This window comes from Enemella evansiae (assembly GCF_004362375.1).
GTDB classification, from domain to species: domain Bacteria; phylum Actinomycetota; class Actinomycetes; order Propionibacteriales; family Propionibacteriaceae; genus Enemella; species Enemella evansiae.
The window spans coordinates 183,598-197,111 of sequence record NZ_SNXA01000011.1 but is presented as its reverse complement, the minus strand read 5'-3'; the positions used below and the strand labels follow the sequence as shown (position 1 = coordinate 197,111).

The following is a 13,514-nucleotide window of genomic DNA, read 5'->3' as shown; positions in this document are numbered from 1 at the left end:
GACGGTCAGTCGAGGGCGGGCAGCGGTGCGGAATCCAACCAGGCATGGAAGAACCCCGCGAGGGAACGGCCGCTGACCTGCTCAGCCAGGGCGATGAACTCCGCGGTGCCGGCGACCCCGTAGCGGTACCGCTGCAACCAGTCGCGCAGCAGGGTGAAGAACGCCCCGTCCCCGATCAGCCGACGCAGCGCGTGCAGGGTGAGCGCACCGCGCTTGTAGACGCGGTCGTCGAACATCCGGTCCGCGCCCGGGGCGCCGAGCAGCAGGTCCTGCGGTTGCCGGGCCAGCGAGCGCCGGTACCGGCGCGCCCACTCGTCGGCGCTCGGCCCGCCGGACTCCTGCGACCAAAGCCATTCCGAGTAGCAGGCGAACCCCTCGTGCAGCCAGATCTCGGCCAGACTGCGGGCGGTGACCGCATTGCCGAACCACTGATGGCTCAGCTCGTGGGCGATCAGCCGCTGGGACTGCCAGTCCCGGGTCGCCAGATTCGACCCGAAGGTGGACAATCCCTGCGACTCCAGCGGGATCTCCAGGGCGTCGGGGGTGACCACCACCGCATAATCGGCGGTGAACGGGTAGGGCCCGAAAAGCCTTTCGAAGAAGGCGATCATCGCACTCTGGTCGGCGAACGCCTCGGCCGCCTGCGGCCGCAGCAGCGGCGGGCAGACCAGGGTCGCCGGCACGCTGGCACCGGGAGCGGTCGGCAGCGGGTACGCCGCATAGCGCCCGATCGCGACCGTGGCCAGATAGGGCGCCATCGGTTCGCTCATCCGGTAGTGCCAGCTGACCAGACCGGCCCCGCGTCGGGTGCCGACCAGGGTGCCGTTGGCGAGCACGTGATAGTCGGTCGGGGCGCTGATCGCGATGTCGTAGCGCGCCTTGTCATCGGCGCGGTCGTTGCAGGGGAACCAGGTCGGCGAACCGTGCGGTTGGGAGGCGACGATCACCCCGTCGGCGAGCTCCTCCCAACCGGCCCGGCCATCGGGGCCGGGCATGGTCCGCGGCTCGCCGCGGTACTGCACGTCCAGCTCCGGCACCGTCCCCGCGGCGACCGGGGCGCCGAGGCGTACCACCAGCCGCGATGCGCTCTGCCGCCAACGCTCCACCCTCGCCCCGCGCAGCGCCAGCTTGGTGACCTTGAGCGCATGCAGGTCCAGGGTCAGCTGGCGGATCTCGGTCAGCGGGCGCAGGGTGATCCGGGCCCGCCCGGAGAGGTGGTTCGAGGCCGGTTTGTAGGTCAACGCCAGGTCGTAGTGGTCGACCCCGTAGCTCGGGTCCCCGTGATCGGGCAGGTAGGGGTCCGCGGTGGGTGCGGCTTGCTGCTGTGCGGACGGCATCAGCGGGATGGTTCCTTCCTCGATCGGTCCTTCGGTACGCCGGGCTGTGCGGTCAGCCATGGTCCCACAGGGTTGCCGATCCAGCGGGTCTGCTCCGGGATCGACTCCCCGCGCATCACCAGCGAGGCCGGTCCGACCGTGGCGTGGGCGCCGATCTCGGCGGCCGGCAGGATGACGCTGTTCGGGCCGAGGGTCGCACCGGCGCCGAGGGTGACGGTGTCCATGCTCAGCACCCGATCGTGGAACAGATGGGTCTGCACCACACATCCGGGGTCGATGGTCGCGCCGGCACCGATCCGGATCAGGTCCGGTTCGGGCAGCCAATAGGTCTCGCACCACACGCCACGCCCGATCCGCGCCCCCATCGCCCGCAGGAAGGCGGTCAGCACCGGGGTGCCGGAGGTGCCGCGGATCAGCCACGGCAGCGCCAGCACCTCGGTGAAGGTGTCGGCCAACTCGTTGCGCCAGACCATCGAGCTCCACAACGGATATTCGCTCGGGCGGATCCGGCCGACCAGCAGCCACTTCGCGGACACCGTCACCGTGCCGGCCAGCAACCCCGCCAGCACCAGCACCGGCGCACCCAGCAGCACCGCCAGCCACGGCGAGACCTGCCAGGCCGCCGCCAGGGCGAACACCACCGCCAGGTGCAGCGCGATGTTCACCCAGGCCGGCACGATCCGACACAGTTCCACCAGCGCCCGCAGCCGCTTCAACCGGGCCGGCGGGGCATAGGTCCGCGATTCGTCGGCGGCACCGGTCTCGCGGCGCAGCTTCTGCGGCGGGCTGCCCAGCCAGGAGGAACCCTTCTTGGCCTTGGTCCGCCGGGGAGCCGCCGACAGCACCGCGACCAACCCCTGCTTGGGCACCTTCCGGCCCGGAGCCGCCATCCCGGAATTTCCCACGAAGGCACGCTTTCCGATCTTCACCCGCTCCACCCGCAGCCAACCACCGCCGAGCTCGTAACCGCCGATCAGGGTGTCATCGGCCAGGAAGGAACCGTCGCCGACCTGCACCAGCGAGGGGATCATCAAGGTGGTGGAGGCCTCGACATCCTTGCCGATCCGGGCGCCGAGGGCGCGCAGCCAGGTCGGGGTCCAGGTGGAGGCGTACAACCCGAACAGCCAGCCGCGGGCCTCGTCGAGCAACCGGATGATTCCCCAGGCCTGCCAGGCCTGCCGGCCGAGCACCGGGTGCGGGCCGGGGTGCAAGCGGAGGCTGAGCAGGCGTACCACGCCGAGGATCAGCAGCATCAGCACCAGATAGCCGACGATGCTGGCCGGGATCAGCCAGGCGTACGCCCAGCCGGCCGCGGCACCGATGCTCCCGGCGCGGACCAGGCCGGGGGCGGCCACCGCGATCCCTGCCAGGATGGCGATTCCGGGCAGCAGGGCGATGGCGACCGAGGCGATGTTGTAGGCCGGTGCCCAGAGGTTGTTCTGCTTCGGTCGCTCCGACCAGGGACCGCGGGCGGCGCCGCTGCGGGTGGCCGGCGCACCGGACCAGGCCTCGTCGGCGGGTACCACGCCGAAGATCGCCGAACCGGGCGCCACCTCGGCCCCCGGTCCGACATCCGCACCGGGCAACAGGGTGCTGCGGGCCCCGATCCGGGCGCCCGGTCCGACCCGCATCTTTCCCACGTGCACGGTGTTTCCGTCGATCCAGTGCCCGCGCAGATCGACCTCGGACTCCACCGCGGCGCCGCGTCCGAGACGCAGATGCCCGGTGACCGGGGGCAGGCTGTGCAGGTCGACCTGGGCGCCGATCCGGCAACCCAGCCAGCGGGCGTAGGTGCGGATCCAGCCGGCATTGGCCAGGTTGGTGGCGCCGAGTTCGTCGGCGACCAGTTCGGCGGCCCAGATCCGCAGATGGGTACGCCCACCGCGCGGATAGGATCCCGGTCCGATGCCCGCGGTGAGAGCGCGCGCGGCCAGGGCCGCCAGCCCCATCCGGCCCCAGGGGCTGATCAGCAGCAGCCAGCCGATCAGCAGCACCCACCACGGCGGATTCGGCAACCAGGCAACGGATCCACCGGTGACCAGGCCGACGACCAGGGCGGCGATGCCGAGCCAGATCAGCAGGCGGAGGCCCGCGACGGCGCGGACCGCGATGGTCGCCGCCACCTGCACGAGCTGGGTGCGGCGGCCGATCGGGGTGACGTCCTCGTTGCGGATCCCGGGCCCGGTGTCGCTGTCGGCGAGCTGGGCCGCCAGGGCACCGAGGGTGGGGGTGGCATAGACGTCGGCGACGGTCACCTCCGGGTGCCGGGTGCGCAACCGGGAGACGAGCTGGGCGGCGGTCAGCGAGCCACCACCGAGATCGAAGAAGTCGTCGCTGACACTGTCCGGGCCGGTGCCGAGGATCGACTGCCAGAGTTCGGCGATCCACGCCTCGGTCTCGGTGAAGACCCCCTGGCCGGAGCCGGTGCTGGGCAGCGGCCACGGCAGTGCATCGCGATCGATCTTGCCGGAAGTCCTGGTGGGCAGGGAATCCACGACCGCGAGTCGGGGCACCATCGCGGCCGGCATCGCCTCTCGCAGGGCCGCGGTGGAGGCCTTCAGGTCGAAGCCGTCGGTGACCGTGACATAGCCGACCAGCAGTGAGTTGCCGGTGTCGCTCTTCCGGATCGCCGCGGCGGCACCCTCGACACCGGGCAGGGTCAACAGGGCGGAGTCGATCTCGCCGAGTTCGATCCGTCGACCGTTCAGTTTGATCTGGTCGTCGGCGCGGCCCAGGAACAGCAGACCCCGCGGATCCCGGCGTACCAGGTCACCGGAGCGATAGGCGCGATCCCAACCCAGGCTGGCCATCGGGGCGTACTTCTCCCGGTCCTTCACCGGGTCCAGATAGTGCGCCAACCCGACGCCGCCGATGATCAGCTCCCCGTCGCCGCCGTCGGGAACCGGATTGCCCTCCCCGTCGACGACGGCGAGATCCCAACCGTCCAATGGCAACCCGATCCGGACCGGCGGTTCACCGGTGAGCCGGGCCGCACAGGCCACCACGGTCGCCTCGGTGGGGCCGTAGGTGTTCCAGACCTCGCGATCGGCGGTCGCCAACCGGGCACCGATCTCCGGCGGACAGGCCTCACCACCGAGGATCAGCAGCCGGACCCGGTCCAGAGCTTCGGTGGGCCACATCTGCACCAGGGTGGGCACGGTGGAGACGATGGTGATCCGGTTCTTGGTCAGCCACGGCCCCAGATCGACCCCGGACTTCACCAGGGAGCGGGGTGCGGTGACCAGGCAGGCACCGTAGGCCCAGGCCAGCCACATCTCCTCGCACGACGCGTCGAAGGCGACCGAGAGCCCGGCCATCACCCGGTCCCCGGGGCCGATCGGCCTGTCCTGCAGGAAGAGCCGGCGCTCGGCGTCGACGAACGCCGCCGCGCAGCGATGCGGGACCGCGACGCCTTTGGGCTTGCCGGTGGACCCGGAGGTGAAGATCACCCAGGCATCCAGCTCGATGCCGATCTCGATCGGCCCGGTGACCGGCTCGGGGGAGTCTCCGGTGGGGGAGACGGTCAGGTCGCGGCCGATGATCGCGGTCACCTCGGCCTCGCCGAAGACCAACTGGGCGCGTTCGTCGGGGTCGTCGAAGTCGACGGGCACGTATGCCGCCCCGGCGAGCATGGCGCCGAGGATCGCGACGTAGAGATCGGTGGTGCCCGACGGCAGCCGGATGCCGACCCGGTCACCGGACCCGACACCGTTGGCGTGCAGCACGTCGGCCACGGTCCGGGCGGCCTCGAGGAATTCGGAGTAGGTGAGCACCTCGGCGCCGTTGTCGAGGGCGGGCTCGTCGGGATGGGTGTCGGCGGTACGGGTGATGATGTCGATCAACGTACGAGGTTCGGGCGCGCGGTCGGCGCGGAGCAATGGATCTGCGACCACGGCCTCATCCTCTCGCATTCCGCGGGGGATCGGGTCCCTGCTTGTCGAACAAGCGCTCCACGTTCATCGAGTAGGCCGCCATGCGGAGCGAAGCGGAGCAATGGCGGCCGTGTCGAGATGAACGGTCCTGGATCGGCGAATCAAACCGGCGCCCCGCCGTCCGCTCATGGCCGGTTGTTCCCCACTCTGCGGTTCAACTCTCACTCCGCGGACCGCAGGCAAGCCGCGAAGTGGAAGTTGTGCCGCGGAGTCGGAGTGAGCCGCGGCCCGGTTTCGTCTCGCTGGCGTACCGCGCGTCTCGACACGGTCGCTGCGCGACCTACTCGAGGAGCGTGGGGAAGGGGCCTCACCTTCCTCGCTCGCTCAGCCAGCGTTGGGGAACAGTTCGGCGCGGGTCTGCGCGGGGGAGTGCAACCGGATCTCGACCCCGGCGGCGGCCGCGGCGACGGCGGCCGGTACCGGCAGGTCCAGATCGCATCCGGCGTACGCCTGTCCGTCGAGTTCGGCGGTCCAGCCGCGGGCACCGGTATCGATCCGGATCCCGGTCAGCGGCCGCAGCAGTCCTGTCCCGGTGAGCTTGGCGACCGCCTCCTTGCGGACCCAGCTGCGGGCCAGGTCGGGGGTGTCCTCACCGGGGGCGAGCAGCTGCGATGCCACGGCCGCGTCCACCGGCGCGGCCTCGACATCGACCCCGACCGGTACCCCGGCCGCGGCCAGCAGCACCCAATCCCCGGAATGGCTCAGCGACACCTGGGCGCCGTCGATCTCGGGGCGCCCATGATCCTGCCCGTCGCACCCGGGGCAGTGCCGCCGGACCTCAGCCGTGCCGAGCGACCGGGCGTACGCCCGCAGCAGTGCTGCGCCGGTGATGCTGCGGGCCCGATCCGCGGCCTGCCGGAACCGCTCCGCCCGCGCCAGTTCCGCCGCGGAGAGCAACCGCGCCAGACCCGGGTCGGGATGCGCCGCCCAGACCTCGACGATCACCCGCGGACGGCGGCCAGCCGGTGCCGGCGCAGCTCCTGATGCTCGGCGGAGGTGAGCGGATCGAGTTCGTGGCCGACCGCGAGTTCCAGCAGCCAGTCGGCCAGTGCCGGATTGCGCGGCAGGATCGGGCCGTGCGGGTAGGTGCCGATCACGGTGCCCTGGACCGCGCCCTCGGTGCCGTCGTCGGCGTTGCCGATGCCGATCTCGCGGCGGGCCAGCGGGGTCGCGTCCGGGCCCAGCCGGGTGTAGCCACCATGGTTCTCGAAACCGGTCAGCCAGGCGTCGTCACCGGTCGGTGCACCCGGTGCGGTCCAGCGGTGCAGCACCTCGCCGACCGCCCGCTTGGCGCCGCGGGTGGTGGTCACATCGAGCAGCCCGAGGCCCTGGCGCGGCTCGTCGTCGGCGCCGACCCCGAAGCTGTGGCCCATGATCTGGTAACCGGCGCAGACCGCGAAGACCACCGAGCCGCGATCCACCGCGCGGTGCAGCCCACCGTCGGCCTGCAGGGCCCGGACCGCGGAGGTCTGGGCACCGTCCTCACCACCGCCGAGCAGGAAGATGTCACCGGTCTCCGGCAGCGGGTCACCGGGCTCGACCGAGGTCAGCTTCGCGTCGATACCGCGCCACTGGGCGCGCTTCAGCAGCACCTTCGCATTGCCCTGGTCGCCATAGATGCCGAGCAGAGACTGATAGACGTTGACGATCTCCAGCGGGCCCTCGGTCATGCCAGGCCTCCCATCTTGCGCAGCTTCTGGAACGGGGTATAGGTCGCGATCACATCGACCGGTGCGGGATGCCCGGCCAGTGCCTTGCCCAGGTCGGGTTCGACGCGGTGCTCGACCTCGGCGTACTTCAACCGGATGGCGAGGTCGTAGGCCCGGGGTCCGGAGGCGATCACGGTCTTCCCCGCGAGCTGCTCGAAGTCGACGTCCCACAGCCAGGAGACGTCCTTGCCGTCGGCGGCCACCGAGTCGATCGCCAGCACCACGGTGTCGGTGGCCATGATCGGCAGCGCCTCGGCCCAGCCGGCCGGGTTCTTCGCCAGCAGCAGTCGGGCGGTGGTACCGGAGATGGTGGTGGTCGCGAACCGGCCGGCGGGGGAGGTGACCTGCCGCATGCCGGCGAGCGCGGTCTCGACCGGTACGCCCATGACGGCGGCCGCGGCGAGTGCGCAGGCGGCGTTCGAGACGTTGAAGGCACCCGGCACCTGCAGTCGGGGATCGTGGCTGACCCCGTCGGGGTCGACGATCCGGCCGTCGACGACCCGCCAGCTCGCCACCGGCTGCGCCAGTTCGCACCCGGTGCACCGCCACCGCTCGGCCCCGCTCTGGTCGGTCTCGGTGACGATCGTGCTGCCGCAGACCGGGCAGAGCACCGAGTCGGCGTGCCAGACGTTCTGGGTGTCCACCCAGACGACCTCCTTGGCGCCGCGGGCCGCCCAGACGATCAGCGGCTCGGTGGCATTGGCGACCACCACCGGGCCGTCGGCGCCGGCGGCCTCCAGGGAACGCAGCCAGGCGGTGCCGAGTGACTTGATCTCGTGGTGCCGGTCGAGCTGGTCGCGGCTGAAGTTGAGCAGCACCAGCACCTCGGGGTGGCCGAGCCGGATCACGTCGGCGACCACCCGCTCATCGGTCTCCAGCACCGCCAGGTCGGCGCGCGGGGCGCGGCTCAGCGCGGAGGCGATGCCGTAGTGCAGGTTGGCGCCGTCGGCATTGGTGACCAGCCGATCGGCGCGCGGGCCGAGCCCCTGGCGTACCGCCGCCGCCAGCAGATGCGTCGTGGTGGTCTTGCCGTTGGTTCCCGAGACCATTGCGATCCGCCGGCCGGGCAGGAGCTTGGCCAGCGCCAGCGGGTCGACCCGGGTCAGGATCTGCCCGCGGATCGAGGCGCCGGAGCCGCGGCCGGCCAGCCGGGACGCCAGGGCGGCGGCCTCCCCGGCGAGGATGCCGGCGAACAGGCGGGCCTGCTGGACCGGGGTGCGACGAGGTGCCGGATCGGCGGGACGGGTCAGGTCGGAAACGGCCATGGGGCCCATTGTTCCCTACCGGACGGAATGCGGCCGAACTCCGGTTTGTGTCGGATCGAGTCATGCGGTACAAATGTACGAGACATATGTACCGGAAGGATCGAGCATGGCCCAGCAGCAGACCGCGAACCTCGGCCGCCGCGACCCCGAGGGGCGCCGCCGGGCGATCGTGGCGGCCGCCACCGAACTGATCCTCGAGCAGGGGAGCGGCAACCTCACCCACCGTGCGGTCGCCACCCGCTCCGGGGTGTCGCTGGGGTCGACGACCCGCTACTTCCCGTCGATCGACGAGCTGCGCGCGGCCGCGCTGCGATCGCTGGCGGACGGGATCGACGAGTCGATCGATGAACTCCAGGCCACCCTCGAACCGCTGTCCGCGATGCCCGAGCGATGGGCGAGACTGGGCGCGGAGTTCCTGAACGAGCGGAGCTGGGTGCATGCGAACGTCGCCCTGATCGCCGCCGGCGCCACCGATGACCGATTGCGCGAACTGGCGGTCAGCTGGAGCGACCGGGTGGTCGCCCTGCTCACCCCGGTCGTCGGCCGCACCCGGGCGGTGGCGATCGACAACTACTTCGACGGCGTCACCATGCACGCCGCGGTCAACGCGACCCCGATCTCCGAAACCGAACTGGCACAGGTGATCCGCGCCCTGATGAGCATGCCGGTCGCCGACGACGACAACGAAACCCGCAAGGAGAACTGACGTGTCCGCCCCCACCGATCTCACCGCGCCGAGCCCGGCCTCGCAGCTGTCCCGCGGGCGGCGCTGGGCCGCCGTGGCGGTGCTCAGTGCCAGCCTGCTGGTGGTGATGATGGACATGACCATCCTCAACCTGGCGCTGCCGGAGATGGCCGCCCAGCTGCAGCCGAGCTCCACCCAGCAGCTCTGGATGGTCGATGTCTATTCGCTCGTGCTGGCCGGTCTGCTGGTCTCCTGGGCGGCCATCGGCGACCGCTGGGGCCGCAAGCGGATGCTGCTGCTCGGCTATTCGATCTTCGGCCTCGCCTCGGTGCTGGTGCTCTGGGCGAACACCGCCGGGCAGGTGATCGCGATCCGCGCCTTCCTCGGCATCGGCGGTGCGATGATCATGCCGACCACCCTGTCGCTGATCCGGGTGATGTTCACCGATCCCCGGGAGCGGGCCACCGCGCTCAGCATCTGGGCGGGCGTCTCCGGGATCGGCGGCGCCGTCGGTCCGCTGATCGGCGGATTCCTGCTGCAGCACTTCTCCTGGCATTCGGCATTCCTGGTCAACGTGCCGCTGATGGTGGTCGGCGTGGTCGCCGGCATCTTCATCCTGCCCGAATCCCGCGTCGCCAGGCCCGGTCCCTGGGACGCGGTGGCGGCCGGGCTCTCGCTGGTCGGCATGATCGCCCTGGTCTGGGCGATCAAGCAGTTCGGCAAGAACGCCTCCTTCGGCGTACCGGAGGCCTGGGCGGCACTGCTCGTCGCGGCGGCCGCACTCAGCTGGTTCGCCGTCCGGTGCCTGCGCAGCCCGTACCCGCTGCTGGATCTGCGGCTGTTCCGCAGCCGGCCGTTCTCGGCGGGGATCATCGCCGCCTTCGGCACCATGTTCGCGATGATGGCCAGCTTCCTGCTGCTCGCCCAGTGGCTGCAGCTGGTCGACGGTGCGACCCCGTTGCAGGCGGGGGTACGCCTGATTCCCGCGGCGCTGGCGAGCGCCGTCGCCTCCCTGCTCGCACCGCCGCTGGCCCGACTGATCGGTGCCCGGGCGGTGCTCGCCGGCGGGCTGGCCCTGGCCGGCGGGGGACTGGTCTTCATGGGGATCCGGGCGGTCGAGCTGACCCTGCCGGTCGCGCTGGTCGCGCTCACCCTGGTCGGGATGGGTGCCGGTGCGCTGGCCATCGGCTCGGCGATGATCATGTCCGGTTCACCCGAGGAGCGCGCCGGCAATGCCGGGGCCCTGGAGGAGACGTCCTATGAGTTGGGCGGCACCCTCGGGGTCGCGGTCCTCGGTTCGATCTCCGCGCTGGTCTACCGGTCCTACTTCTCCGGCAGTGGCGCGGCCGCCGGCCTGGATCCCGCAATCGCCGCCCAGGCAGAGGAATCCCTCGGTGGGGCGATCGCGAAGGCCGGTGAACTCGGCCTGCCTGAGCTGGCCCGGGGAGCGGCCACGGCGTTCAACCATTCGCTGCAGGCGACCGGGATCGCCGGTGGTTCGCTGATGATCGCGGTGGCGGTGCTGGTGTTCTTCCTGACCCCGCGGGGTACGCAGGTGACCCACACCGCGCACTGAGCGGACCGGCCCCGCGGGCCGTGGCTCAGCTGATCGAGAACTTCCCGCTCAGCAGGGCCTGCGGCACCGGGTCCGGGCCGTTCGGATCGTCGAAGTCGGTGAAGGTCTGCTCGATCTCCTGCTGCACCCGACGGACCATCGGCGCCCAGTCGCCGTGGGTGATGATCAGGAACTGATCGCGCTGCATCGCCGCGACGACCTGTTCCCCGACCCGGTCCGGATCCGCGCCGTGGGCGAGCATCGCGGCATTGTTCTCGGCGGTCGCGGCGTCGGCCTCGCGGCCGAGCAGCTTGGCCTGCAGTTCCTGGTCGGTGGCCGTCAAGCGGGTGGCCACGGTACCCGGGCAGAGCACCGAGACACCGATCTCGCTGCTGCGCAGCTCCTCGCGCAGCACCATCGAGAAGCCGACGCTGCCGAACTTCGAGGCGGTGTAGGCGCCGACATTCGCCATCGGTACCAGGCCGGCCATCGACGCGGTGTTCAGGATGTACGCCCGGCCGCCCCGCTCCTTGAACCGGGGCAGGAAGGTGGACACGCCGATGAACTGGGCGTCGAGGTTGATCCGCTGCACCCAACGCCACAGCTCCAGCGGTGTCTGGTCGATGGGTCCGCTGCCGCTGACACCGGCGTTGTTGACCAGGATCGAGACCGGGCCGAGGGTTCGCTCGGCGTCGGCCGCGGCGCTCCGCCACCGGTCGGGGTCGCTGACATCGAGTTCGACGGTGGTGACGGTGCCCCCGGCCTCGGTGAGGTCGGCGGCGACGCCGGCGAGCCGGTCCCCGTCGATGTCGGCCAGCGCCACTCGGGCACCTGCCTCGACCAGGGCCCGGCTGATGCCCAGGCCGATGCCGGAGGCGGCTCCGGTGACGAATGCGGTGTGCTCTGCGGGCCAGTTCATGGCGTGCTCCGATCTCCGTCTGGTGACGGCGTGACTGAATGGATCTGTTGCAGGGTTGAAGAAGGGTGCGGCTGAGTCGTTCAGGGTGTGGCGTCGGTGCCCAACCGGGACAACATCTCCGCCGCGATGTAGCGCATCCGGCCGCTGGTGCTGCGCGGGTCGTAACCGAGCTCCCGGGTCAGGCTGTCGTGCCTGGCCTGCAGGGTCGAGTGGTGCATCGCAAGCTGTGCCGCCGCCGCTCGGATGCTGTCCGATTCCACCAATGTCCGCAGGATTTCCGCGGTTCGGTCATCCAGAGCGTCCAGGGTCTGGACGTCGGGATGCGGGTCCTCCGGCGCGTACGCCCGCGCCAGGATCAGCATCGCGCCCAGGTCGGTCGCATCGAGCACCGGGGTGACCGGGGTCGTCAGTCGGTGCGCGATCACCGCCGCATCCCACGACTGCGGGGCATGATCCGCGCGGACCCAGATCCCGATACCGGCCGGTCCGGCATCCGGGAGCCGGTCGGTGAGCTGCAGGCTGGCATGCCGCATCCCGTAACGGCTGGGCACCTCACCGGTGAGCCGGCCGGGCTGCCGGGTGCCCGCGTCGGTGGCGATCAACCGGATCCGGGTGCCCGGCTCGATCCCGGCGCCGGCCAGCCTGCTGGCCCGTTCGGCCGGCGGCAGTTCGGTGTCCAGGATCTGCTCGATGACCCCGGTGGGTGTCCGCCGGGCCTCGAGCAGTTCAGACGGCCAGGGCCAACCGTTCGACGATCATCTCGTCGTTGGCGCGCAGGGAATCCGGGCGTTCCAGCCAGACGCTGCCGCCGCCCACCGGGCGTACCGGACGCCTGGTCCGGGTGCCGTCATCGCCGGCCCGTCGGCCGTTGGGATCGAAGCGCACGGTGCGTCCGCGACGCTCCGCCCCGGCGGGGACTCCCGCGAGCACGGCGGCCCCGCGCAGCAACCCCTCGAGCCCCACGCCGCTGGCGACCAGCGCGTCGAAGTAGGTGATCACCTTGAGGGTCTCGCTCGCCCCGGGATCGAGGGCTGTCAGCCTGCCAACGAAATCTCTCATCTGCGCTCCGTCGCGTACGCCGGCAGTCTAGTCCCGCAGTCCCGGTGCTCGGGTTCAGCCGGCCAACAACCGGGCCACCCAGGCGTTGCGGGCTTCGATGGCCGCCTGCGAGACGCCGACGTGGGGAGCGAGCATGTCGAAGCCGTGGAAGCCACCGGGCCAGACGTGCAGTTCGGCCTGGCTGCCGGCCGCCCACAGCGCGCTGGCGTAGGCCACGTCCTCGTCGCGGAAGACCTCGGCGGAGCCGACGTCGATGAACGCCGGGGGCAGATTCGACAGCTCGGTGGCCCGGGCCGGGGCGGCATAGATCGACACGTCGTCGGTGCCGCGGCGCTCACCGAGCAGCGCGGTCCAGCCGACCAGGTTGGCGTTCCGGTCCCAGACGCCGATGCCGTCGATCTGCTGTGTGGACAGGGATTCATTGCGATCGTCCAGCATCGGGCAGAGCAGCGCCTGGCCGATCAGCTTCGGTCCCTGCCGGTCCCGGGCCAGCAGTGCCGTCCCGGCGGCCAGACCACCGCCGGCGCTCGCCCCGGCGATCATGATCCGGTCCGGATCGATGCCCAGTTCGGCGGCGTGCTCGGCGGTCCAGACCAGCCCGGCATAGCAGTCCTCGACCGGATAGGGATCGGGGAACTCCGGAGCCAGCCGGTATTCGACGCTGACCGCCACGGCATCGTGGGCGGAGATCCACTGGGCCAGTTGCGGGGCGCTGACGAACCGGTTGCCGGCGATCATCCCGCCGCCATGGGTGTGATAGATCCCCGGCCCCTGGCCCTGATGGTCGGGCCGGGAGAGCACGGTGACCATGATCTCGTCACCCTGGTAGCCCGGGATCGTCAGATCGCGCCGAGCCAGCCCGGAGTCGGTGATGAACTGCTCGTTCTCGTCGACGGCGACGGTGGTCCGCAGGTGGGGGATCTGCTCGACGCTGGTGAGCACGGGCAGCTGTTCGGCGAGCACCGCGAGCACCGCCTCCAGTTCCGGATCGAACGGCGGGCGGGGAATCGTCGTGGTCATGGGGATCTCCGATCGTTGCGGGCGTCGTTGCCG

General features: G+C 71.1%; 11 protein-coding genes. 2 read left to right on the top strand and 9 right to left on the bottom strand.

What is annotated here, in order from left to right:
- Positions 1 to 5: 5 nt before the first annotated feature.
- The 5 genes from C8D81_RS15520 to C8D81_RS15495 all read right to left on the bottom strand — a co-directional run bounded on the left by C8D81_RS15520 (position 6) and on the right by C8D81_RS15495 (position 8,027).
- Positions 6 to 1,397 carry a M1 family metallopeptidase gene (locus C8D81_RS15520; protein WP_229237975.1) on the bottom strand — a complete coding sequence of 464 codons (1,392 nt, stop codon included), beginning with the start codon at positions 1,395 to 1,397 and terminating at the stop codon, positions 6 to 8.
- On the bottom strand, positions 1,337 to 5,230 hold the full coding sequence (locus tag C8D81_RS15515; protein ID WP_229119649.1) for a Pls/PosA family non-ribosomal peptide synthetase: 3,894 nt from the start codon (positions 5,228 to 5,230) through the stop codon (positions 1,337 to 1,339). The genes C8D81_RS15520 and C8D81_RS15515 overlap by 61 nt, the downstream gene beginning before the upstream one ends.
- A gap of 363 nt (positions 5,231 to 5,593) precedes the next feature.
- Positions 5,594 to 6,214, bottom strand: a complete 621-nt coding sequence (locus tag C8D81_RS21030; protein WP_094432211.1) for a 4'-phosphopantetheinyl transferase family protein — start codon at positions 6,212 to 6,214, stop codon at positions 5,594 to 5,596.
- Positions 6,211 to 6,939 (bottom strand): type 1 glutamine amidotransferase, encoded by a 729-nt coding sequence (locus C8D81_RS15500; protein WP_094355824.1) that lies wholly within the window; start codon positions 6,937 to 6,939, stop codon positions 6,211 to 6,213. Before C8D81_RS15500 ends, C8D81_RS21030 begins: the two co-directional genes overlap by 4 nt.
- Positions 6,936 to 8,027 carry a Mur ligase family protein gene (locus C8D81_RS15495; RefSeq protein ID WP_229119663.1) on the bottom strand — a complete coding sequence of 364 codons (1,092 nt, stop codon included), beginning with the start codon at positions 8,025 to 8,027 and terminating at the stop codon, positions 6,936 to 6,938. The genes C8D81_RS15500 and C8D81_RS15495 overlap by 4 nt, the downstream gene beginning before the upstream one ends.
- 322 nt (positions 8,028 to 8,349) lie before the next feature.
- Between C8D81_RS15495 and C8D81_RS15490 the strand changes: the two genes are divergently transcribed.
- Both C8D81_RS15490 and C8D81_RS15485 read left to right on the top strand, forming a co-directional pair.
- Positions 8,350 to 8,949 (top strand): TetR/AcrR family transcriptional regulator, encoded by a 600-nt coding sequence (locus C8D81_RS15490; RefSeq protein WP_094432207.1) that lies wholly within the window; start codon positions 8,350 to 8,352, stop codon positions 8,947 to 8,949.
- A 1-nt stretch (position 8,950) separates the two neighbouring features.
- Positions 8,951 to 10,504 carry an MFS transporter gene (locus C8D81_RS15485; RefSeq protein WP_229119648.1) on the top strand — a complete coding sequence of 518 codons (1,554 nt, stop codon included), beginning with the start codon at positions 8,951 to 8,953 and terminating at the stop codon, positions 10,502 to 10,504.
- 25 nt (positions 10,505 to 10,529) lie between these two features.
- Here the strand turns inward: C8D81_RS15485 and C8D81_RS15480 are convergent, their stop codons facing one another.
- The 4 genes from C8D81_RS15480 to C8D81_RS15465 all read right to left on the bottom strand — a co-directional run bounded on the left by C8D81_RS15480 (position 10,530) and on the right by C8D81_RS15465 (position 13,481).
- A complete protein-coding gene (locus tag C8D81_RS15480) occupies positions 10,530 to 11,402 on the bottom strand; it encodes an SDR family NAD(P)-dependent oxidoreductase (protein WP_094432205.1) in 873 nt (290 codons plus the stop codon).
- Between the two features lie 80 nt (positions 11,403 to 11,482).
- Positions 11,483 to 12,004 (bottom strand): helix-turn-helix domain-containing protein, encoded by a 522-nt coding sequence (locus C8D81_RS15475; RefSeq protein WP_094432203.1) that lies wholly within the window; start codon positions 12,002 to 12,004, stop codon positions 11,483 to 11,485.
- A gap of 124 nt (positions 12,005 to 12,128) precedes the next feature.
- Positions 12,129 to 12,461 carry a hypothetical protein gene (locus C8D81_RS15470; RefSeq protein WP_094432201.1) on the bottom strand — a complete coding sequence of 111 codons (333 nt, stop codon included), beginning with the start codon at positions 12,459 to 12,461 and terminating at the stop codon, positions 12,129 to 12,131.
- A gap of 54 nt (positions 12,462 to 12,515) precedes the next feature.
- Positions 12,516 to 13,481: an alpha/beta hydrolase gene (locus C8D81_RS15465; RefSeq protein WP_094432198.1), complete on the bottom strand. Its 966-nt coding sequence runs from the start codon at positions 13,479 to 13,481 to the stop codon at positions 12,516 to 12,518.
- Positions 13,482 to 13,514 lie beyond the last annotated feature (33 nt).

Excerpts from the sequence above, each read along its gene's own strand:
- C8D81_RS15465 (WP_094432198.1), bottom strand. The coding sequence starts at position 13,481 with ATGACCACGACGATTCCCCGCCCGCCGTTCGATCCGGAACTGGAGGCG.
- C8D81_RS15500 (WP_094355824.1), bottom strand. The coding sequence starts at position 6,939 with ATGACCGAGGGCCCGCTGGAGATCGTCAACGTCTATCAGTCTCTGCTC.
- C8D81_RS15470 (WP_094432201.1), bottom strand. The coding sequence starts at position 12,461 with ATGAGAGATTTCGTTGGCAGGCTGACAGCCCTCGATCCCGGGGCGAGC.
- C8D81_RS15480 (WP_094432205.1), bottom strand. The coding sequence starts at position 11,402 with ATGAACTGGCCCGCAGAGCACACCGCATTCGTCACCGGAGCCGCCTCC.
- C8D81_RS15520 (WP_229237975.1), bottom strand. The coding sequence starts at position 1,397 with ATGGCTGACCGCACAGCCCGGCGTACCGAAGGACCGATCGAGGAAGGA.
- C8D81_RS15490 (WP_094432207.1), top strand. The coding sequence starts at position 8,350 with ATGGCCCAGCAGCAGACCGCGAACCTCGGCCGCCGCGACCCCGAGGGG.
- C8D81_RS15495 (WP_229119663.1), bottom strand. The coding sequence starts at position 8,027 with ATGGTCTCGGGAACCAACGGCAAGACCACCACGACGCATCTGCTGGCG.